24 protein-coding genes are annotated in these 21,208 nt (G+C 59.6%); 15 read left to right on the forward strand and 9 right to left on the reverse strand.

Annotated features, from left to right (window positions below):
* Positions 1-7: 7 nt before the first annotated feature.
* Positions 8-139 (forward strand): hypothetical protein, encoded by a 132-nt coding sequence (locus VHE58_05420; GenBank protein ID HVS26721.1) that lies wholly within the window; start codon positions 8-10, stop codon positions 137-139.
* Here VHE58_05420 and VHE58_05425 read toward each other — a convergent pair whose 3' ends face one another.
* From VHE58_05425 to VHE58_05455, 7 genes are all read right to left on the reverse strand, one after another.
* Positions 140-529, reverse strand: coding sequence for a S4 domain-containing protein (locus VHE58_05425; protein HVS26722.1), 390 nt, complete (start codon positions 527-529; stop codon positions 140-142). It abuts the gene before it with no gap.
* Positions 530-558: 29 nt separating this feature from the next.
* Positions 559-1,221: a class I SAM-dependent methyltransferase gene (locus VHE58_05430; protein ID HVS26723.1), complete on the reverse strand. Its 663-nt coding sequence runs from the start codon at positions 1,219-1,221 to the stop codon at positions 559-561.
* 12 nt (positions 1,222-1,233) lie between these two features.
* The gene (gluQRS, locus tag VHE58_05435; protein ID HVS26724.1) at positions 1,234-2,136 is read right to left on the reverse strand and encodes a tRNA glutamyl-Q(34) synthetase GluQRS; all 903 of its coding nucleotides are present in this window, start codon (positions 2,134-2,136) and stop codon (positions 1,234-1,236) included.
* An 86-nt stretch (positions 2,137-2,222) separates the two neighbouring features.
* Positions 2,223-3,035, reverse strand: a complete 813-nt coding sequence (locus VHE58_05440; GenBank protein ID HVS26725.1) for a formylmethanofuran dehydrogenase subunit C — start codon at positions 3,033-3,035, stop codon at positions 2,223-2,225.
* On the reverse strand, positions 3,032-3,928 hold the full coding sequence (gene fhcD / locus VHE58_05445; GenBank protein HVS26726.1) for a formylmethanofuran--tetrahydromethanopterin N-formyltransferase: 897 nt from the start codon (positions 3,926-3,928) through the stop codon (positions 3,032-3,034). The genes VHE58_05440 and fhcD overlap by 4 nt, the downstream gene beginning before the upstream one ends.
* A gap of 129 nt (positions 3,929-4,057) precedes the next feature.
* Complete coding sequence (locus VHE58_05450) at positions 4,058-5,725, reverse strand: formylmethanofuran dehydrogenase subunit A (protein ID HVS26727.1); 1,668 nt, start codon at positions 5,723-5,725, stop codon at positions 4,058-4,060.
* A gap of 122 nt (positions 5,726-5,847) precedes the next feature.
* A complete protein-coding gene (locus tag VHE58_05455; protein ID HVS26728.1) occupies positions 5,848-7,116 on the reverse strand; it encodes a formylmethanofuran dehydrogenase subunit B in 1,269 nt (422 codons plus the stop codon).
* A 304-nt stretch (positions 7,117-7,420) separates the two neighbouring features.
* On the opposite strand from VHE58_05455, the gene VHE58_05460 reads away from it, so the two are divergent.
* From VHE58_05460 to fae, 7 genes are all read left to right on the forward strand, one after another.
* Positions 7,421-8,425 carry a beta-ribofuranosylaminobenzene 5'-phosphate synthase family protein gene (locus tag VHE58_05460; GenBank protein ID HVS26729.1) on the forward strand — a complete coding sequence of 335 codons (1,005 nt, stop codon included), beginning with the start codon at positions 7,421-7,423 and terminating at the stop codon, positions 8,423-8,425.
* A gap of 21 nt (positions 8,426-8,446) precedes the next feature.
* On the forward strand, positions 8,447-9,349 hold the full coding sequence (locus VHE58_05465; protein HVS26730.1) for an NAD(P)-dependent methylenetetrahydromethanopterin dehydrogenase: 903 nt from the start codon (positions 8,447-8,449) through the stop codon (positions 9,347-9,349).
* Positions 9,339-10,457: an ATP-grasp domain-containing protein gene (locus tag VHE58_05470; GenBank protein HVS26731.1), complete on the forward strand. Its 1,119-nt coding sequence runs from the start codon at positions 9,339-9,341 to the stop codon at positions 10,455-10,457. Before VHE58_05465 ends, VHE58_05470 begins: the two co-directional genes overlap by 11 nt.
* Entirely contained in the window at positions 10,454-11,467 is a 1,014-nt protein-coding gene (gene mch / locus VHE58_05475; protein ID HVS26732.1) for a methenyltetrahydromethanopterin cyclohydrolase, read from the forward strand. The genes VHE58_05470 and mch overlap by 4 nt, the downstream gene beginning before the upstream one ends.
* Positions 11,460-12,374 (forward strand): RimK family alpha-L-glutamate ligase, encoded by a 915-nt coding sequence (locus VHE58_05480; GenBank protein ID HVS26733.1) that lies wholly within the window; start codon positions 11,460-11,462, stop codon positions 12,372-12,374. The genes mch and VHE58_05480 overlap by 8 nt, the downstream gene beginning before the upstream one ends.
* The gene (locus VHE58_05485) at positions 12,368-13,297 is read left to right on the forward strand and encodes a triphosphoribosyl-dephospho-CoA synthase (protein ID HVS26734.1); all 930 of its coding nucleotides are present in this window, start codon (positions 12,368-12,370) and stop codon (positions 13,295-13,297) included. Before VHE58_05480 ends, VHE58_05485 begins: the two co-directional genes overlap by 7 nt.
* Positions 13,298-13,367: 70 nt before the next feature.
* Positions 13,368-13,877 carry a formaldehyde-activating enzyme gene (gene fae, locus VHE58_05490; protein ID HVS26735.1) on the forward strand — a complete coding sequence of 170 codons (510 nt, stop codon included), beginning with the start codon at positions 13,368-13,370 and terminating at the stop codon, positions 13,875-13,877.
* A gap of 31 nt (positions 13,878-13,908) precedes the next feature.
* Here the strand turns inward: fae and VHE58_05495 are convergent, their stop codons facing one another.
* The gene (locus VHE58_05495; protein HVS26736.1) at positions 13,909-14,640 is read right to left on the reverse strand and encodes a HisA/HisF-related TIM barrel protein; all 732 of its coding nucleotides are present in this window, start codon (positions 14,638-14,640) and stop codon (positions 13,909-13,911) included.
* Positions 14,641-14,660: 20 nt separating this feature from the next.
* Between VHE58_05495 and VHE58_05500 the strand changes: the two genes are divergently transcribed.
* The 4 genes from VHE58_05500 (at position 14,661) to VHE58_05515 (ending at position 19,262) form a co-directional block, all read left to right on the forward strand.
* Entirely contained in the window at positions 14,661-15,665 is a 1,005-nt protein-coding gene (locus tag VHE58_05500; protein HVS26737.1) for an ATP-grasp domain-containing protein, read from the forward strand.
* Positions 15,655-16,710, forward strand: a complete 1,056-nt coding sequence (locus VHE58_05505) for a hydantoinase/oxoprolinase family protein (protein HVS26738.1) — start codon at positions 15,655-15,657, stop codon at positions 16,708-16,710. The genes VHE58_05500 and VHE58_05505 overlap by 11 nt, the downstream gene beginning before the upstream one ends.
* A 411-nt stretch (positions 16,711-17,121) precedes the next feature.
* Entirely contained in the window at positions 17,122-18,507 is a 1,386-nt protein-coding gene (gene pabB / locus VHE58_05510; GenBank protein HVS26739.1) for an aminodeoxychorismate synthase component I, read from the forward strand.
* Between the two features lie 143 nt (positions 18,508-18,650).
* On the forward strand, positions 18,651-19,262 hold the full coding sequence (locus VHE58_05515; protein ID HVS26740.1) for an aspartate kinase: 612 nt from the start codon (positions 18,651-18,653) through the stop codon (positions 19,260-19,262).
* Here VHE58_05515 and VHE58_05520 read toward each other — a convergent pair.
* Positions 19,259-19,453: a hypothetical protein gene (locus VHE58_05520; protein HVS26741.1), complete on the reverse strand. Its 195-nt coding sequence runs from the start codon at positions 19,451-19,453 to the stop codon at positions 19,259-19,261. The genes VHE58_05515 and VHE58_05520 overlap by 4 nt on opposite strands.
* 74 nt (positions 19,454-19,527) lie before the next feature.
* Here VHE58_05520 and VHE58_05525 point away from each other — a divergent pair, with 74 nt between their 5' ends.
* The 3 genes from VHE58_05525 (at position 19,528) to VHE58_05535 (ending at position 21,192) form a co-directional block, all read left to right on the forward strand.
* Entirely contained in the window at positions 19,528-19,923 is a 396-nt protein-coding gene (locus VHE58_05525) for a phage holin family protein (protein HVS26742.1), read from the forward strand.
* 11 nt (positions 19,924-19,934) lie between these two features.
* Positions 19,935-20,981 carry a phospholipase A gene (locus VHE58_05530; protein HVS26743.1) on the forward strand — a complete coding sequence of 349 codons (1,047 nt, stop codon included), beginning with the start codon at positions 19,935-19,937 and terminating at the stop codon, positions 20,979-20,981.
* A gap of 82 nt (positions 20,982-21,063) precedes the next feature.
* On the forward strand, positions 21,064-21,192 hold the full coding sequence (locus tag VHE58_05535; GenBank protein HVS26744.1) for a hypothetical protein: 129 nt from the start codon (positions 21,064-21,066) through the stop codon (positions 21,190-21,192).
* Positions 21,193-21,208 lie beyond the last annotated feature (16 nt).

Genomic DNA, 21,208 nt, shown 5'->3' on the forward strand with positions numbered 1-21,208 from the left:
TGAAGAAATGACGCAATTGCAAAAAACTCTGTTGTGGGTAGTATCGCTGGTGGTGGCGACCGGCATTATTTATCTCTGCTTCAGGGCTTATATCAGCCCGGCCTCGATGATTGACTTTGCCAACACCCAGTTGTGTTGACTAACGATAGTAATCGGTGAATTTCTGCAACTGGCGGCGTGCCCTCTTGGTGGGGCGACCTTTGTGGAACGGACGCGATTGCATCTGCAGTTGGGCTTTAAGCTGCTCCCGGGCTTTTTTGCTTTCTTCATTTTCTGCATAAAGCTGGGAGGCTAGTGCCGCAGATCCCCGGCGATCGGATAACTCCCGCACCATGATGCTGTAGCGGTAAGGCCCCTGGCGGATTTCCAGTGCATCGCCCGGGCGCAGCGTTTTCGAGGGTTTCACCCGCGCGCCGTCCAGCCGCACCTTGCCGCCTTCGACCGCGCCCGCCGCGAGCGCACGGGTTTTGTAGAAGCGCGCCGCCCACAGCCATTTATCGATGCGTACTTTGTCGCCGTTGTCTTGCATGTGGCTGCTCGGGGCGTTTCTGCTCGGGATCAGTTTTTAAGCGCCAGTGTCAATCCGTCGGCAACCGGCAGAAGCGAAAGCGCGACTCGGGTGTCGCTGTGCAGTTTCTCGTTGAATTCGCGCAACGCAAGTGTATCCGCTTCGCGGTTAGCCGGTTCGGCCAGGCGCCCCGACCACAAGGTGTTGTCAATCGCGATTAATCCGCCCGGTCGCAGCAATTTCAAACAGCGCTCGTAATAAGCGGTGTAGTTTTCCTTGTCGGCGTCAATGAAGGCGAAATCAAACGTTCCCGACTGGTTTTCCTCAAGCAGCGCATCCAGCGTTTTCAGCGCAGGTTGCAGGCGCAGCTCGATTTTCTCCGTCACCCCCGCTTCTTTCCAGTAACGGCGCGCGATTTGCGTCCACTCCTCGCTCACGTCGCAGGCGATGATTTTGCCATCTTGCGGAAGGGCAAGGGCGACGCACAGGGAGCTGTAGCCGGTGAAAACGCCGATTTCTATGCATTTTTTCGCGCTCATCAGCTTTATGAGCAGCGCCATGAATTGGCCCTGTTCCGGAGCAATTTGCATGCGGCTGTCGGGCAATTTGGCTGTTTCCCTGCGCAGTCTGCTTAAGATTTGCGGCTCTCGCAGCGACGCCGACAGGAGATAGCTGTAAACGGTGTCGGTTAAGCCAAAGGTCTTGTTGGCCATGATGAGCGGGTTCTAATGCGCCTGCAATGCGCGCGCTTGTGGAATTTTTTTGGCGTCCCAGTGCAATACCGCCCACTCCCAGAAGCTGACAAGACTGGCCTTGGCCAGCCTGGGCGGCGGATTTTGCCCGAGGAAGCGCAATGCGTGGTAAAGCCAGGGCATTTCCTGCCCCAGGCCCACTGCGGGTGCGTAAGTTTGCTTGCTGAGTTTTTTGCCGGAACTGTCGAGCGCCACCGGCAGATGCAGATAGTACGGCGTGGGCAGGCCCAGAAGTTTCTGGAGGTAAATCTGCCGCGGCGTCGAAGTCAGCAGATCCGCGCCGCGCACCACGTGAGTAATTCCCTGCTCCGCGTCATCCACCACCACCGCGAGCTGATAAGCGTAAACCCGGTCCACGCGATAAAGCACGTAATCGCCGATTTCTTTTTCCAGATGCTGCTTGATGCATCCTTGCAGAGCGTCGCTGAATTCGATTGCCCGCTTGTCGGTGCGCACCCGCAAGGAGCGCGCCGTTCTGTCTTTGGGCAGGCCGTTGCGGCAGGTGCCGGGATAGACCGGCCCGTCCGTGCCTTCCACCGCCGAATCGGCGATTTCGTGGCGGCTGCACGCGCACGGGTAAATCAGACCTTGCTGCTGCAGGTTGTGCAATGCGGCGTGATACGCGTCATGGCGCGCGCTCTGGTAAACGATTTCGCCGTCCCAGTACATGCCGCAGGCTTCGAGCACGCGCAGAATCTCGTCGCTGGCGCCGGGCTCTTCGCGTGGCGGATCGAGATCTTCGATGCGCACCAGCCATTCGCCTTGGTGCGCCTTGGCTTCCAAAAAACTGCCCACTGCCGCGACCAGCGAACCGAAATGCAGCGGCCCGGTGGGCGAAGGGGCAAAGCGGCCGCGGTAGTGTGGTTCGGAAGGCATAAGAAAAGCCGGGCACGTTGACCGCGCACGGTGTGAATGGAATAAACGGTTTTAAAGGGTAATTCTGTTTGAGGCGGCACGGGGTGTCAATTTACAAAGACGAGAATCTCGCCTTTGCCTGCGCTGGCCAGATCGCCCATGTGGCGGCGCACGCGGGCGTGCGGTGTCAATTTGGCGAATTTGCTGTCAAGCGATTGCCACGATTTAATCAAGAGCGGCAGGTAATTGAGGTCGTGCACGCCGCAGTCATTAAAAGTGGCGGGCATGGCGGGGACGCTGGAAAGGAGCAGCGTGCCGCGCTTCATGCCGTAGCCGGTAAAACTCCCGGCTTTGCCTAGCACCGCAATCGTTCCCGCCAGCATGCGCGAGCCGCAATAATTACCCACATTGCCTTCGATGAGCACGTTGCCTCGGCGCATGTGATCGCCCACGCGGTCGCCGGCGCTGCCGGTGATAATGACCGTGCCGCCTTTCATGCCGTGCCGGTCGCCGGGGATTGCCGCAGCAAGAAAATCGCCAGCGTCACCGTGAATGCAAATCAGGCCGCCTTTCATGCCGCTCGCGGCAAAAACACCGGCATGGCCGTGCACATTGATCGCCCCGTTTTTCATGCCCAGACCCAGATACGTGCCTGCATTGCCGCGGACCTGTATGCTGCCGCTGCTCATGCCTTGGCCGATGCGGTCGAGCTTATCGCAACTGTTTTTGATAATGAGGTTTCCCGCATCCTCGCCGCTTAATTCGAACAATTCAGCCACGCGAATTTTACGGTTGCCGCTCGATAGTTCTAAAGCAGTGATTTCATTACGATTCATTCCGGCCAGAGCCTCGGGCGTGAGCGGCGAAAGGTCCACCCGCTGCCGCGGAATTTCTTTCAAGGTCAAAGTCAGCGGGCTCATGACATGATCTCGCGCAGCTTGAAGTGAAACTGGCCGAGCTTGCCGCCGTAATTGCCGGCGGAAATGCGGCGTATGCCTTTTTTGCTTCCCAATTCGCACACCGCTTGCATTCCGGCTTGCATGGCGTTGCGCACATCGGCGTCGGTCAAGCCGTCAATCACGATTTCCAGCACCGCTTCGATGCCTTCGGACAATTCGGATTTTGTGATCCCGCGGATGGTGGGGCAGAACGCATCATTGGTCGAAGCTATGAGCGTCTTGTATCTGGAGCCGACCTTGGAGCCGGAGCGCACGATGCCTCCCGGGAAGGGCATGATGACGTTTTGCACCTTGCGCATTGCTTCAATTGCCGCCTCGCCGGCAGCGAGCGCCTGCGCCTGCGATTCGGCGAGTATCAGGAAATTGCCGCCGCCCACCGCTTTTGCCATGCCGGTGGTTTCCTCGCACAGGAATTCGCCGTCCATCACGGGAATACGCCAGTAGCGCTTGCCGTTAATGAGCTTGGAAGATTGAAATCCGTCGCCGAAGTAACGCAGGTTTTTGCCCAGCGGCAGCGGCTCGCCGTCAAGGATTCCCGCGAACGCCGCGCTGGTGGGGCTGGTCAACACGCATTGGCCGATGCGCCGCTCCAATTGCTTCGCCAGTTCCTTGCCGGACATTGCAAACAGCAATATCGCGGCGCCGGGGCGGGCGTCGGGTGTCTCATTGGGCTCGAGCTTGCGCTCGATACCCGCCTCGCAGCCGCAGGCGATCACCGAAGTGGCGAAGCCGGTCGCCGCGAGCGCCGCGTGGTATGCCCATTTCAAATTGTGCGCGGTGATGATGACGCGCGTCGCCTTCATGCCGAAGGCCTCTGCAAAAGTGTCGTCTATAGTGATGCCGTTAATGATCATAAAAGTATTAACTGCAAAGCATTCACCGCAGAGGTCGCAAAGGACGCGGAGGAAAACAAAACCATGAAAATTTATGCAAGGTTTCCTCTGCTTCCTCTGCTTCCTCTGCGTCCTCCGCGGTAAAAGGGTTTACCCGTTTTTCCGGCAGGGATGCAGCAAGAGTTTGTTGCCATGCCCGCACTCGCCCATTTCCTCGTCGCTGATCTTGAAATTGTCCATGCGCAGGGTTTGATAGCGCTCGAAATACGGTTTGAGCTCTTTCTCGATGCTGTTGTCGAATTCCGGTTTCACCACATGCGTGTTGCCCCAGGTGACTTTGATGATTTTACCGTTTTGCGCGACTAGCTCCCCGTCCTTGAACACGTAATCGGGCTTGGTGAACATTTTTTCCTTGTCCGCGTCCTCGCTGTAGACGGTGATGTCGGCGGCGGCGCCTGCGCCGAGATGTCCGCGATCAGAAAGGCCCAGGATTTTCGCCGGCGCGGCGCGGGTCATGATTGCGATTTCATATAAAGAGTATTCGCGGCTGAGGCTGCCCAGAGTCGAGAGCGCCGCGGCATCCGGGTTGACGCCGGCCAGCTTTTCGTTGCGGAAGCTTTTGTCCATCAGCAGCCGGATGAGGTGCGGGTAGCTCACGAACGGCGCGCCGTTCGGGTGGTCGGTGGTGAGAAAAATCCGCCACGGGTCCTCGACCATCAAAAAAATTTCCAGCCCAATCGCCCATTGCAGGGCGTTGACGAAATTCTTGTCGCGATATTTAAACGGCACTACGCCGCAGCCGGCGTCGCATTCGATGTCCATCACCACCCATTTCTTGGGATTGCCGAGCGGCGCATTACGGTGCTGCGCCATGCTGTCGCCCGAAGCGGTGACGGTCTGCCCGAACATGATTTGCCCGACGTCGGCGGAGACATTTTTGTTTTGGTTGATGGCTTCGGCAATGTGCACCGCGCCGGAGGAGAACTTGCGGTCGCCTTCAGTTCCGTAGCTGTGAAACTGGATGTGAGTGAGGTGGATCGGCAGGCCTTCCGCCGCCTGCATCGTCTCCAGCGTGGTGTCCACGTTGCCCGGCACGCCTAGATTGCTCGCGTGCACATGCAGCGGATGCGGCACACCCAAATCGTAAACCGCCCGCGACAGCGTTTTCAGAATTTGCCGCGGTGTGATTTGATAATGCGCATTCGGTTCGTCCACGTCGAGTTTTCTCTGGTTGAACTTGAATGCGGAAATCCCGCCGGGATTCACCACCTTGATACCGATGGCCTGCGCGGCGTGCAGCGTCCAGGCTACGTAATCGTTGATGGCTTTCTGATCGGATTTGGCCGCGAGCATGCGCAGCAGAAAATCGTCACTTCCCAGCATCGCATACGCGCCTTTGTCGACGATGGGCGTATCGCCCATTTCCATGTGCGCCTGGCGCGCGTTGGCCGGCAGCATGGCGGGCTCGAAGCATGAAGTGTAGCCCATTTCGGCGTAGCGGTAGCCGGTGGTGAGTGTAGACGGCACGGCATGACCGCAGCCGGAGCGGGTGAGCGGCGTGCGCGCAACGGCATCGCCACGATGGTCTTCCGGCAGCATGACGCGCGCGATGTTGACCTTGCCGCCGCCGATGTGAGTATGCAGGTCAATGGCGCCGGCCATGACGATTTTTCCGGAAAGATTGTATTCGCGGGCTATGTGTTCATCGCGGTCCGGCGCGCCAGCCATCTTGCCGTCACGCACAAACAGATCGCGCACCTCGCCGTTTATCTGGTTGGCCGGGTCGTAGATTTTTCCGCCGGTGAGTTTTATTAACATGTTTGCAAAAAATTCGAACCGCAGAGACGCAGAGACGCGAAGAAAATCAATTCACATTTTTTTATTTTTGCGATTCTATATAAAACAATTAAATCTTTCTCTGTGCCTCAGCGCCTCGGCGGTTAGACAGCCTTTTCGATTGCTGTGACCACTTCCGCCACGCTGGACAAAGCGCTTTGGCGCAGCTTGCGCAAGCGCAGCGCCACCACGTTGTCGGTGCGGTAGATGTGCCCGGCATGATCTATCCCCGGTGTCGCCACCGGAATGTAAACATCCGGTTCTTTTTTAAAGACCATGCCGTTGCAGCCTAGGACCACGGTGGGCGCCTGGCTTGCGGGCGGAACCCGTTTGGAGTTGAAACTAGAAACCCAAAGCAGAAAATCCGCTTCGCCCGTTTCCAGCATGCGCGGAGCCGAAAAATGGTGCGGATCATATTCGGGATGGCCGCTCCCGAAACCGATGCGCGCCGGATAGCCGCTTTGCCAGGCGCAGACCTGGCTGGCGGTCATGCCGCCTTCATTGCCGCCCAACGGAAAGCCCGAGAAGCGGGTGGCGCGGTTCAAATCCTTGATGAGTTCGCACAGGCTTTGCACCGCCAGCTCGGCGTGAGGAAAATCAAAATCGGCGGCCGACCATACCAGCACGCCGTAACGCGCGTTTTGCATGCGCGAGGCCAGCTTTTGCAGTTCCACCGGCGGCACGTCCGCGATTTTGCCGGCCTGCAGGGTTTTACCGGCAACGAGCGCGCGCAGCGCGCCGGCGAATTCGCCGAGGCGTGCAACATCACAATCAATAACTTCGGGCTTGCGCCCGTCGGGAGAAACGCCCGCTTGCACGTTGAGCCCGCGGCCGAGATAGACGATTTCACGCTTTCCATGCTCGAACAATGAATCGCGGTTCCAGACGTAGCGCTCAAAAAAGCGCGGGAAGCGGCTGACTACGTCGGTGCCGGCCAGTATCAGCAAATCGGCGCGGTTTTTTATTTCGCTCAAAGTCGTGGTCAGCCAACCGCTGTCCTGCAGCGCCAGGACGTTGCGCATCAAAAAAGCGCTGTCCATGTGGTCCACCACCGCGCCGCAGCGGTCGGCGAGCTGAAGCAATGCGCGCATTCCCGCGACATCAGTGCCCAAACCGCCGAATAGCGGCTGCCGTGACGGGCGCAGCAACCGCGCGGCTTCAGCGGCAGTTTCAGCCAGCGTGGCGGTCTTTCCCGCGATCCGCGGGGCGGCGGTCTTGGGCGTATTGAATAAAGCAAAACTTGCGCGGGAAAGCTCGCAGCCGTTGGCCAAAACGTCCAGCCGCCTCACATCGATGCGCAGGTCGTCGCAGGCGAGCCCGCAAAACGGGCACGGCACTTCGTCGCGCACGGCTGAAGAGGTTTTTTGCATCATTGCAGGATTGAGTAAATGATCATTAGAGCCCACAGGCACATACTATGCCATCGCGCGCGCTTTATGGGTAGGCGCCCCGGCTGCGGCGATTTGTCCGCTGCACAAGGGATTTTTGCTATATATTAAGCATATACGTTCAACGCGCGGAACATTGCAGCGCATCACACCAGGCACTGCGAAAGTGACATACTGCTCCGCGCGCGTCGCAACAAACACCTTGGGCCGCCGCGACCGGCTTGAAATACAATGCAAAAACCGAATGGCATGATAGTTGCTGAATTTTTCAGGCTGAAATCACATGATAATGAACGGCTTGCTGAACGCCGATAAAGAAGCCCAGAGCGTAGTGGTGGAAGCCCCGGCGCGCTTGCATCTGGGTTTCATGGATTTGAATGGTGCAACCGGCCGGCGCTTCGGCAGCTTGGGGCTCACGCTCGACGGTTTCAGCACCCGCATCTACGCCGAGCGCGCGGAAAGCTTTTCGGTGGAAGGCGCGCAAACACAGCGCGTCATGAGCGTACTGCGCTGTCTGCAGCAAAAGCTGGGTTTGCGCGGCGCGGTGCGCATGGCGGTAGTGCAGGCGATTCCCGAACATGTGGGTTTGGGTTCGGGCACGCAGCTTGCGATTGCCGCTGGCATTGCCGTGGCGCGGCTTTACCAGCTTAACTTCGGCGCGCGGGAAATCGCGGCAGCACTGGGTCGCGGCTGCCGCTCCGGCATCGGCATCGGCGCGTTTGATCAGGGCGGTTTTTTGATTGACGGCGGCCGCCAAGGCGACGAGCCGCCGCGGATTACCAGCCGCATCGCGTTTCCGCCGCAGTGGCGCATCCTGCTGGTTTTCGATTTGCAGGCGCAGGGATTGCATGGCGCCGAGGAAACCAACGCTTTTCGCACCTTGCCGTCGTTTCCGGAAGCCAGTGCGGCGCACTTATGCCGGCTGGTGCTGATGCATGTCATGCCGGCATTGGTGGAGGCCAATCTGCAGGAATTCGGCAAGGCCGTGACCGAAGTGCAGCAGATGGTGGGCGACCATTTCGCGCCGGTGCAGGGCGGCCGCTACGCGAGCCGCAAGGTGAGCGAGGTGCTGGCCTGGCTGGAAACGCAGGGCGTCGCTTGCCTGGGCCAGAGCTCGTGGGGGCCGACCGGTTTCGCGGTGGTGGATTCGGAAACGAACGCGGCAGCGCTGATGCGCGAGACGGAAGCGCGCTGGGGCCAGGAACGCCGGCTGCGCTTTCGCGTTTGCGCGGCGCGCAACCATGGTGGTGAAGTGCTGCTGCAACAGCGTAGCGTCAAGACCGGCACGGCTTAAAAAATAATTCTAGGGAAGGCTATGCAGAAACCGCATTTGTTGCACATGTTCACACCCACCCCGAATGTAAGCCCTTTTGACGTCAACATGGCGTATGACGCAGGCTATAACGCGGTGATGGCTTACAGCAACGTCACGCTCGACCAGGTCGCGGCGCTGACGCAGGACGCGATTTTCTCGCGCGGCCCCACGGGCGTGAAGCGCACCGGCATTTTCATTGGCGGGCGGGAGATCGGCATGGCGGCGGACATGCTGGATGCGGCGAAGAATGCCATGGTGCCGCCGTTCGAAGTGTCGGTTTTTGCCGACCCTTCCGGCGCTTTCACCACCGCGGCGGCGATGGTGGCGGCAGTGGAAAGACAATTGAAAAAAACGCATCGCCGCGGGCTGAAAGGTTGCGAAGTGCTGGTGCTGGGCGGCACCGGGCCGGTGGGCATGGCGGCGGCGGTGCTCGCCTCCGGCGCCGGCGCCAAGGTGCGCATCGCCAGCCACTCGAGCGCGGTCCGAGCGCGGGTGTCCGCGGAAACGGCGAATGCGCGCTACGGCGCGAAGACCGAACCGGTGGATGCGAGCTCTGAACAAGGCAAGATGGCCATCATTCCCAACGTCGAAGTGGTGCTTGCCACCGCCAAAGCGGGCGTGCGGGTGTTGAGCCAGAAGGAATTGGCGCACGCCAAAAAGCTTTTGGTGGCGGCGGATGTCAACGCCGTACCTCCCACCGGCATCGAAGGCGTGGACGTGATGGATGACAGCGTGCCGTTTGCCGCGGGCTCCGGTAAAGCGGTCGGCATCGGCGCACTTGCCATCGGCAATGTGAAATACCAGGTGCAGCGCAAGTTATTTGAGGCGATGCTAAACACCGAGAAACCCCTCTATCTGGATTTCCGCGATGCATTTGCTTTGGCGCGAAAACATGTCAGCTGAGAAAGCGTATTTAATCGCCGCATTGACCGGCCGGGCGCTGGCGCAATCCGCAAGCCGCGCGCAGCTGCCGGTGGTGGTGCTCGACTTGTATAACGATGTGGACACGCGGCGCGTAGCAACGCGAGCCCGGGCGGTGGTCGCGCATAACGAAAGCTTCGATGCCAAAGCCTTGCTCAAAGCCGCGAAAGAGTTGTGCCCCGTTCAAGCTTGCGCCGGGCTCATTGAGGGCTCGGGTTTTGAAGACCGCCCGGAACTGTTGCGTCAGCTGGCGCACGCACGGCGCCTGTACGGCAACACACCGGAAATAGTGGCGCTGCTCAAGGATCCCGCGCGGTTTTTCCCGCTGCTTGATCGGCTGGCGATTCCGCATCCGGAAGTGAGCCTGCAGCCGCCGCGCAAGGCGCGAGGATGGCTTTCCAAGAAAACCGGCGGCAACGGCGGCGGCCATGTACTGCTCGCGGCGGGCACGGTGGCGGATTCGCAACATTATTACCAGCGCCTCGAATCCGGTCGCAGCATGTCGGTGACTTTTCTCGCCAACGGCAAAGAAGCGCACATTATTGGCTTCAACGAACAATGGACCGTGAGCGCTGGCTCGCCTTTCCGCTATGCCGGCGCTGTCAATCACGCCGAGCCGCCGCAGGCGCTGCGCGCGGAAATCGTGACGAAACTCAATCTGCTGGTGGCAGAAACGGGATTGGCAGGTTTGAACGGCATGGATTTTCTTTTATGCGGCGATCATTACAGCGTGCTCGAAGTCAATCCGCGGCCTTGCGCGACCATGGATTTGTACGACGCGGATTATGCGCAAGGCCTGTTCGCCTGGCACCTGCTGGCGTGCGAGGGGCGCTTGCCGGAGCCGCCGCAGCTTGCGCGCAAAATTATCCGCGCCCATGCCGTGGTGTATGCCGAGCAGGCGTTCAGCATTCCTGCGAATCTGAAATTTCCGGAATGGGCGAGCGATATCCCGCAGGCGGGCAGCGAATTCGCGCCCGGCGCGCCGGTGTGCATGGTGCATGCGGAAGGTGCCTCCTCGTCGCAGGTGAAACGTCTTTTGCAGGAGCGGCGGATGCTGCTGGTGCGCGCCTTAAGAAAGGAAGCGGCATGAGCGCCGTCCGGTCTGTCGCCGACCACACAGTGCTGCACGCCCAGGCAGCGGGCTGGCCGAGCGTCAATCGTTTGGCTTCGCCGTTGACCGAAGCCTTGCTTGGCGATGCGAAGGCGCTGCGGCTGGGTGTCGAGCGCAGCAGCAGAGGCTGCACGGTGGTGGACGCCGGCATTCGGCATCCGGGCGGCATCGAAGCCGGAAGACGCATCGCTGAAATCTGCCTCGGCGGATTGGGCACCGTCAGTGTGCAGCCTGGCGCGGGCCCGCTTTCGATCAATGTTCACACCGGCAATCCGGTGCTCGCCTGCCTGGGCAGCCAATACGCCGGCTGGAGTCTGTCCCACGGCAGCGGCAAGGGCGCGTTTCACGCCCTGGGTTCCGGTCCCGGCCGCTCGCTGGCCTGCAAAGAGGAATTGTTTGGAGAGCTTGGTTATCGCGACCAGGCCGACAGCACCTGCCTGGTTTTGGAAGTGGACAAGGCGCCGCCGCCTGAAATCGAGGAAAAAGTGATGCGCGACTGCGGGGTTGCCGCCGAGCATCTGATTTTTATACTGACGCCGACGCGCAGTCTCGCCGGCATAGTGCAGATCGTGGCGCGTTCGCTGGAAGTGGCGCTGCACAAGGCGCATGCGCTGGGTTTCCCCTTGCAGCATATCGTGGATGGCGCGGGGAGCGCGCCGCTGCCGCCGCCGGCAGCGGATTTTCTCGAGGCTATGGGACGCAGCAATGACGCGATTCTGTTCGGCGCGCAGGTGCAGCTGTTTGTTGACTGTAGTGATGATGAAGCGCGCCAGCTTGCGGAGAAATTACCCAGTTCCTCCTCGCGGGATTACGGCAGGCGCTTCGCACAGATTTTCAAGGATTATCAATACGATTTTTACAAGATTGATTCGATGCTGTTTGCTCCGGCGCGGGTGACGGTGAGCGTATTGAAAAGCGGCAAAAGCTTCAGCGGCGGAAAATTCAATCCGGAACTGCTTAAAGCGTCATTGGGGAATAAGAATGACTAGGCGCATCGCCATCATCACCGACGAGCCGGGCTGGCATGGCAAACAGCTGCGGCTCGCTTTCGCCGAACGCGGCTGTGAATCGCGCTATGTGTCGCTCACCCGCTGCCATTTCGATCTGGCGCATGCGCGCACTTCCGTAGTGATGCCGGGCTACGCACCGAATCTTCCGGACGGGGTATTTGTGCGCGGCGTGCCCGGCGGCACGCTGGAGCAGGTGATTCTGCGGCTGGATATCCTGCACGCGCTGCGCGAGCTTGGCGTGCCGGTGTACAACGATGCGCGCGCGATTGAAAGAAGCGTGGACAAGGCGATGACCAGTTTCCTGCTGCAGCACGCCGGCATTCCCACTCCGCCCACCTGGGTGTGCGAGTCGGCGGCGCAGGCGCGCGCGATTCTGATGCGAGAAACCGCAGCAGGACGCGAGCTGGTGCTGAAGCCTCTGTTCGGCTCGCAGGGCGTGGGCTTGCGCCGCCTGCAAAGCGGCATGGACATACCGGATTTGGGCGAATACGAGGGTGTCGCTTATCTGCAAAGCTTTATCGACTGCGGCGCGGGCAACTGGCAGGACTTCCGCGTGCTGGTGATAAACGGAGCCGCGCGCGCGGCGATGGTGCGCCGCGGCGCCACTTGGATCAACAATGTTGCGCAGGGCGGCGCCTGTGAGAAAATAGAGTTGGATCAAACCCTGCAGAAGCTGGCGCAGGATGCAGTGCGCGCCGTGGACATGGATTATGCCGGAGTGGACCTGATGCGCGACCGCGACGGACGGCTGTGGGTGATTGAAGTCAACAGCATCCCGGCCTGGCGCGGCTTGCAAGGGGTGTGCGAATTCAATCTGGCACAATGCCTGGCGGACGACCTGTTGTCGCGCCGGTTGCCGCAAGCAAGCATGGAAATGGTATGCTAAGAACGATTTCCTCCGCCAAACTGGCCAAAGCGTTTGTCCGGGCGTGTGAGCTAGAAGTGCGCGCTTTCAAGCCGGGCAATGTGAGCGTGATGAGCGCCGGCCACGGCATGACCGCACAGCAGTTTCTGGTCAGCGCACAAGCCGCGGCGGTACCTGTTGCCGCAGCCGGCTTGACCGTTGGCGAGCGAATTTTGCGCGCGGTCGAAGCTACGCGGGAAAAGGTCGGTTGCAACACCAATCTTGGCATCGTTCTGCTATGCGCGCCGCTTATTCACGCTGCGCAATCAGCCTCAGACGAGCGCAAATTGCAGCGTCGCGTTGAGCGCGTGTTGCGCGAATTGACGCAAAAGGATGCCGAATGGGCTTACCGGGCGATCCGCCTGGCCGTGCCGGGCGGCCTGGGCAACAGCGCGCGTTATGATGTAAATGAAACGCCGCAAGTGACGCTGCTTGCGGCGATGCAGGAAGCGAAAGACAGGGACTCTATCGCCCGCCAGTATGCCAACGGCTTTGCCGATGTGTTTGAGTTTGGCGTATTGCGGGTAAAGGCAGCGCTCAGCCGATGGGGTGACGAGGAAGCCGCGATGCTCGCCGTCTATCTGGGTTGGCTGGCGCGTTTCCCCGACAGTCATGTCGAGCGCAAGTTCGGGCGGGCGGTGGCGCGCGAGGTGAGCGCCAGGGCCGCGGCTTTTGATGCGAAGTTGCAAAGCGGCTGCGCGCCGCGCGACTTGCAGGCGGAATTGAGCGCGTTCGACGCGGAGCTCAAGCACGACGGGATCAATCCCGGCACCTCGGCGGATTTGAGCGTGGCGAGCCTGCTTGCATTACGTTTGCAGGATTTATTGCAAAAAAGCTTTACCGGCAGCGAGGCGAAGCTCGCCTCGCACCGTGGTAAAACGAAACCCCAGCATGTTGGCGCCTAGGAGGGCGGCCGCCGCTGAGGTTTCGGAGTAGTGTTTCACCGTTTAACCAGCCAAACTAAGGAGAGGCAAAATGGCTAAAATTGATCGTGTGCTCGTTGGAGAATCACTGGTCGGCGAAGGCAATGAAGTGGCCCACGTCGACCTTATCATGGGGCCGCGCGGCAGCGCCGTGGAAGCGGCGTTCTGCAGTGCGCTGACCAACCAAAAGGACGGCTTTACCTCGCTACTCGCGTTGGTGGCGCCGAACTTGGCGACTAAGCCGAACACCATCCTGTTCAACAAGGTGACCATCAAGGGCGCCAAACAGGCGGTGCAGATGTTCGGCCCGGCGCAACACGCGGTGGCGATGGCGGTGGCGGATTGCGTGCAGGACGGCACCATTCCGGCGAACGAAGCCGATGACGTATTCATTTGCGTCGGCGTGTTCATCCACTGGCTGGCGGAGGACGACAAGAAGATTCACGACTACAACTACCAGGCCACCAAGGAATCCATTAAGCGCGCAGTTGCCCGCGAGCCCAAGGCCGCCGACGTCGTGGCCAAGAAAGGCACGGTCAAGCACCCGTTCTCTCCGAAGTAAGTCGGGGTGCGGGCGGGCGTGGGCAAGCCGCTCACGGCGCGCCCGTTGCTCCGGTGACGGCAGCCCATGCGGCAAGCTCGCCCGGCGTGAGGCGGCGCTCGTGCAGGGCGCGGGCGAGCAGCACGCCGCGCGCGCCTGCTTGCCTTAGGGATTCAAGGTCGCGCGCATCGCGCACGCCGCCCGCGGCGTAGAATTTTTTTTGCGGGGCGCGGCGCTGTATCGAACGCAGCAACGCGAGATCCGGCCCTGCGCCGCTGCCTACGCGGGAGAGCGTCATCGCGATGACGTGCTCAAACCAGAGTTCCGTCCGGTTGAGGAGTTGTTCGTCGCCGCGGAAACGTGAACCCTTGAAATCCAGCGACAGCAGCGGGTAAAGCGCCTCGCCGTCTTGGCCGAGGCGGCGCAGCAATTTCATATCGGGCCTGGATTCGCTGCCGATGACGGCATGGCCCAGTTTTCTTTTTTGCCACGCGGCGAGGGCTGCAAGGTCGGCAATGCCGGCGTCAACCCATAGTTCGAGCGCCGGGAAGCGCGCGCACAAATTCTCGATGATCGCCAGATTGTTGCCGTTGCCTTCTATCGCGTCGATGTCGGCGATGTATAGCGTAGTGAAGGGATGGAGTTGTAGCAGTGCAGAAGCGATTTCGAGCGCGTTGCTGCCTTTGCATAACTGCGATTCAATCGGACGGTAGGCGTGGCGCTCGCCGCGATCGGCGCGCACCACCTGGCCGTGCATTAAATCCAGAACTGGAATAATTTTCATACCCTACTTAACCGCTTCTAATGCGTATCTTCGTATACGAGCATATTACCGGCGGCGGCCTGCTTGACCAAGCGCTGCCTGCCCGGCTGGCGCGCGAAGGCGGCGTGATGCTCACGGCGCTGCTGCGCGACCTGGCCGATATTCCCGATGTGGAAATCATCACCAGCCGTGACCCGCGCCTGCCCGCGCTCAACCAACCCGCAAAAGTCCTGGTTCCGCAAAACGCTGAAGAAGCGGCTTTTGTTTTTCGCGATGGCGTGGCAATGGCGGATGCGGTGTGGCCGATCGCCCCGGAAACCGCTGGGGTTCTGGAGCGCCTGAGCCGCACTGTGCTGGAGCAGGACAAAATTTTGCTTGGCAGTCATCCCGAAGCGGTGCGGCTTGCCGCAAGCAAGCTTGCTACCTCGCGGCGGCTAGCTCGCCACGGGATTTCCGCGGTTCCCACGCACGCCGTAACCGACCGCATTTCCGATACGGCGGAAGGCTGGGTGGTGAAACCCGATGACGGCGCGGGTTGCGGCGACACCCATTGGTTTTCCACGCTTCAAGCGGCCCAACACTGGCTGTCCCGGGCGACCGGTGCGGAGCATTACGTGTTGCAACCGTTCATTCCTGGAAAAGCGTTGAGCCTTTCCCTATTGTGCCGCGCCGGCCAGGCTTTTCTTTTGAGCTGCAATTGCCAGCGCATCGTGATCGAGGACGATAGCTTTCATTTTTTAGGCAGCCAGGTCAATGCGGCGCCCGATTCACAAGGTGCATTTGCCGATTTGGCGCAGCGTGTAACCGCCGCCATTCCGGGGTTGTGGGGTTATGTCGGCATTGATCTGGTGCAAAGCGGAACGGGCGTGGTGGTGATGGAAGTCAATCCCCGGCTCACCACGTCTTACGCCGGATTGCATCAAGCGCTCAACTGCAATCCCGCCGCGCTGGTGTTGCGCCTGCTCGACGAACGGAGCCCGCTGCGTCTGCCCGAATTTTCCGCGTCCAGAGTTGATGTGGAAATCGAGGCCGCGCATGCCGTATAAAACCCCGGATAACTCCATCATCGGGTGGGATGTAGGCGGCGCGCACCTTAAAGCGGCGTTGATCGATGGCAAGGGCCGCGTGCATAAAGTCCTGCAACTGCCTTGCCCTCTGTGGCAGGGCTTGCCGCATCTTGAGCGGGCGCTGTCGGAGGCGCTGAACCAATTGGACGAACCCGATGCGCTGCACGCTCTCACCATGACCGGGGAACTTGCGGATATCTTTCCCAATCGCGCAGCCGGCGTGGCCGCCATTATTAATCTGGCGCAAAAAAAATTGCAGACCGTGAAAGTTTTCGCCGGAGGCAAAGGTTTTGTGCGCCCGGCGCAGGCGAAGAAGCTCGCAGAAGACGTGGCCTCGGCCAACTGGCTGGCGAGCGCTGCATTCGCCGCTGCCCGGGTCAAAGAAGCGCTGTTGGTGGACATCGGCAGCACCACTACCGATTTTATCCTGCTCAAGAATGGAAAAGTGCAAGCGCGCGGATTCAATGATCACCGGCGCATGGTTTACGGCGAGCTGGTGTATGCCGGTGTTACGCGCACGCCGGTGATGGCGGCGGTCTCCCGCGTGCCGTTTGCCGGGGAGTGGGTGGGCGTGATGGCGGAACTGTTCGCGACGATGGCGGATGTTTATAGACTCAGCGGCGAGCTGCCCGAAGCGGCGGACCAGATGCCTGCGGCGGATGGCGGAGAAAAAACCGTGCGCGGCAGCGCCAGAAGGCTGGCGCGCATGGTGGGCCTGGATTTGGAATCCGCGCCGCTCGCGGACTGGAAAGGTTTGGCCGCTTATATCGCTGAGCGGCAATTACAGCGGCTGCTCGCAGCCTGCGTGCGCCAGTTGTCTTCAGGAGTCGTCGGCGACAAGGCGCCGCTGATAGGCGCGGGCGTGGGGCGCTTTGTGGCGCGGAAGCTGGCTCTGCGCTGCAGCCGCGGCTATCGTGATTTTTCGAGCCTGGTGCAATCCCGTTTGTCCGATGCGGAATGGGTGAATGGCTGCGCTCCCGCGGTGGCAGTGGCGCTGCTGGCAAGAAGCGCGGCAGGCGCATAAAATTAGGGAACCTCTAATTATGTCCTTCGTGAGCCGCGTTGCGGTCAAAATGCGGATGGCTGCAAGGCGCGCGACGAAGGTCGTAGTTCGGGCTACGAAGCCGAGGAGCGCAACGATGCAGACACCGCAGTTTGCCGCAACCCGCAAGGGACGGCTGCCGCGACACGGTCAGCGAAGCTTGGGGTGCGGGAGCGGCAGCATGAGCACCCCGTTTAACGGTGTCTCTTGCGGCAGCTTGCGCCCCTTCCCGCGCCACGCTTCGCGAGACCGAGTCCGGGGTGCCTTCCCGGGCGGTCTGCTTTGTCGCTCAGCTTGCCAATGGGGCCCACCATTGGCGGCGCGTCGCTTCGCGCATCCCATCCCGGAAAGCCACCGTCGCAGCCACGCAGGACATAATTAGAGGTTCCTCTCATGCCGCGCATCGCCGAACTCCCGTATTGCGAAGACAGCGCCCGACTGTTCGAGGCGGTGGCCGATTTGCCGTGGGCGGTGTTTCTCGACAGCGGCAGGCACTTCGGCTCGCAATCGCGTTACGATATTCTGGTGGCGGAGCCCTATGCCACGCTGGTCACGCGCGGCAAAGTGACCGAAATACGCCATAACGGCGCAAGTGAGCTTTCCCCCGAAGACCCTTTCATCCTGCTTAAGCGCTATCTCGAGCCTGCGCAGGAAAACCATTGCGGTTTGCCTTTCAGCGGCGGAGCACTGGGTTATTTCGGCTATGATCTGGCGCGCCGGCTGGAACGGCTGCCGGCGATTGCCGAAGACGCGGAGAAACTCCCGGAAATGGCTATCGGCATTTACGACTGGGCGCTGGTGGTGGACCATCACGCGCGCCGCAGCTGTCTGGTAAGCGGGGAACGCGACCCGGAAACCCGGAAAAAATGGGATGAGCTGGCGGCGCGTTTCAGCCAGCCGGCGGAAGAACGCCATCGCGCGCCGTTCCGGATAACGAGCAAGATCGTTTCCAACCTCACGCACGAGCATTATGCGCAGGCTTTCAAGCGTATTCACGACTACATCCGCGCCGGCGATTGCTACCAGGTGAATCTCGCGCAAAGATTTTCCGCCGCCGCCGCAGGCGATCCGTGGCTAGCTTACCAGGCGCTGCGCATCATCAATCCGGCGCCGTTTTCCGCTTATCTCAACACCCCTTACGCGCAAATCCTGAGCGCTTCCCCCGAGCGTTTTCTCCAACTCAGGGACCGTCAAGTCGAGACTAAACCGATCAAGGGCACACGGCCGCGCGCCGGGCATCCGCGCCTGGATGCGGCGCTCGCCGAAGCGCTGCGCGAAAGCGAGAAAGACCGCGCCGAAAACCTGATGATTGTGGATTTGCTGAGAAACGACCTCGGCAAATCATGTGAAACCGGCTCGGTCAAAGTGCCGAAACTGTTTGAGGTGGAGGGCTTCGCCACGGTGCATCATCTGGTGAGCACGGTGACCGGCACACTGGCAAAAGACAAAAGCGCGCTGGATTTGCTGCGCGGTTGTTTTCCGGGAGGCTCGATTACCGGCGCGCCGAAACTGCGCGCGATGCAGATTATCGAGGAACTCGAGCCGCACCGCCGCGGCGTGTATTGCGGCACCATCGGCTACATCGGCTTTGACGGCGGCATGGACAGCAACATCGTCATCCGCACCCTGGTTTATTCCGCGGGCACCATACGCTTCTGGGCGGGAGGCGGCATCGTCGCTGATTCGCGCATGGAAGACGAGTACCAGGAAACTTTCGACAAAGCCGCGGCTATGCTGCGGCTGCTTGAGCAGATTTTGATGGCCGATGTGGGTCATTAGCGAAACTGCGGATTTTGCCTTGATGCTGCGTCGCTGCTCGGTTTACTTGCTCACATACTGTTTGGCTCCGCCGTAAACCTTTGCTGCTCCTTGCCTGAAGCCAAACTTCTTGTTTCGCTCTTTCTAACGCGGACACCCTAATCATGTGGGTCATTAAGCTCGGCGGTAGCCTCGCGAATTATCCCGACGATTTGAGGCGCTGGCTGAAAGAGCTCGCGGCAGCGGGCCGGGGCCGGGTGGTCATCGTTCCCGGCGGCGGAATTTTTGCCGCCGCGGTGTGCGAGGCCCAGAAAATATTGGGCTTCGATGATATCGCCGCCCATGCCATGGGGTTGCGGGCCATGGAGCAGTACGGCCTCATGCTGTGCAAACTGCAAAAGAGCCTGGTACAGGCTTTCACCGAAGCTGAAATCCGAAAGGCACTGCAAAAAAATCAGGTACCGGTCTGGTCGCCGGTCCAAACCCTCGCCGCCGAAGATTTACCTCAAAGTTGGGACGTGACTTCCGACAGCCTCGCCGCCTGGCTTGCCAAGCGTTTGAAGGCAGAACATCTCGTCCTCGTGAAATCTTGCGTGCTGCCCAATGGAAAAGTACAAGCGGCGGAGCTTTCAAAAAACGGGATTGTGGATGTTGCATTCCCGAGCCTTATTCAAGGTGCGGCGTTTGATACCTGGTTGCTGGGCCGGAAAGATTATTCCGGGGTTCGCTCATTGCTCATTGAAAAAAAGGCCGGCGGCGCGGAGGTGTGCTGCTAGGCGGCGGGATTTCTGGTGATGCAGCGGGTTTCCGTGGCCGGTGGCAGAGTTGGCGAGCCTTGCGGCAGGCTTTTGAAATCCACCTGGGTCGTGATTTCCCAAAGACCTTCGCGCATATTCACTTCAGCGAAAAGATCCGAAGATGAAAAGGTCAGGGCCATGGCTACGGCGATATTGATTAAGCGCAACATTTGCGGCCTCCATTTTGTTCGGGTATTATTTCTCACGAAACAAGATCAAAGCAACTCTAAATATCAAGACCTATATGTTAAACAATCTGATTCCGTTCCTCTTGCACTGGGGAATTCTTGCGCTTTCGCTGTGGGTGGCAAGCCATATCTTTCACGGTGTTTCATTTGACAGCAAGTCGGCTTTGATCGTTTCCGCGCTGCTGCTGGGATTCGTCAACGCGATACTCCGTCCGGTTCTTATTCTGTTCACATTGCCGTTGACCGTCATTACGTTCGGATTCTTCCTGCTCGTTATCAATGCGCTCATGGTCCTGCTGGTTTCTTCGCTGGTGCGCGGCTTCAAGGTCTCCGGGTTCTGGACCGCATTCTTTGCCAGCATCTTTATTTCCGTCCTCAGCTTCCTGGTAAGCTTTTTCATATTCGGCGGCGCCTCCGGATTCGAGCCGGCAAGCAGCCATATCTCGGTGTAGGAGTTTTATCAATGAACTTGCGTGCCATTACTTCAACCCATTCCGCCTCAGCAATTTCAATCGCAATTCTTTTATTTACTGCAAATAGTTCTTGGGCCGCTTCGCTTGCTGATTATGCGCAATGCGCGCAGATTGCCGACGAGGCCGAACGCTTGAAGTGTTATGATGCGCTCACAAAAGAAGCCCCCGACTTGCCTGCACCGGCAACTGAAGCAGAATCACTGTCCGCAGCAGAGCAAATAGCCAAGACCATCACAGCTACGCCATTGGCGCAGCGCTGGGAGCTCGATGACGAAACCAAAGGAGGGACGTTCAATCTTCGTCCGCATAAACCGAATTACTTCCTGCCGGTCCGCTACAGCTCATCGCCGAACAACCAGCCCTTCAGCCCGTCGAGCGGTCCCGTGCCGCAGCAACCGGCGCTGGATCATGCCGAAGTCAAGTTCCAGCTGAGCTTCAAAACGAAAATAGCAGAAAATCTGTTCTCAGATCGTGCCGATCTGTGGTTCGCCTATACGCAGCAGTCACACTGGCAGGCATACCAGGAGCATCCCGCATTCCGGGAAACCGATTACGAGCCCGAAATCATGCTGGTGTTCCGCACCGATTACGATTTGCTCGGAATGAAAGGGCGTTTTATCAATTTCGGCCTGGTGCACCAATCGAACGGCCGCCGCGGGGTATTGGAGCGCGGTTGGAACCGGGCCTATCTCCAGTTCGGCTACGAACGCGGCGGTTTCGTATTGATGGTCAGGCCATGGTGGCGAATTCCCGAGAAGACTTCGAGCGACGACAATCCGGATATCTCAAGCTACCTGGGATACGGCGACGTGCTCGCCGCCTACAAACGGGGTGAGCAAACCTATTCCCTGCTGCTGCGGAACAATCTGAGTGTCAATAACAACCGCGGCGCGGTGCAGTTTAGTTGGAGCTTCCCGATCTGGAGCAGATTGAAAGGCTACGTGCAACTGTTCTCGGGCTACGGCGAGAGCCTGATTGACTATAATCATCGCCAAAACACCATCGGGATCGGGGTCGTATTGACTGACTGGATGTAGAAAGTGTTGTTAATTGACCTAACTGACTTATTTTGTACCAGGTTAATAGATAATTTCAATCTGGGTGAGAAAAGAGTTCGTTATGGCGAAAAAGATATTTACCCCTGAACAAATCTTCGCCAAGCTGCGCCAGATTGAGATGAGCGAGCGCTCTAACCTGTCAATCCAGAGCGGACGCGCGCAAGCGCGCGCCGCTGATTTCGAACGTTGAGGCTGTGCAAAAAAAC

The sequence above is a fragment of the Burkholderiales bacterium genome, assembly GCA_035543335.1.
Lineage (GTDB): Bacteria > Pseudomonadota > Gammaproteobacteria > Burkholderiales > JAHFRG01 > JAHFRG01.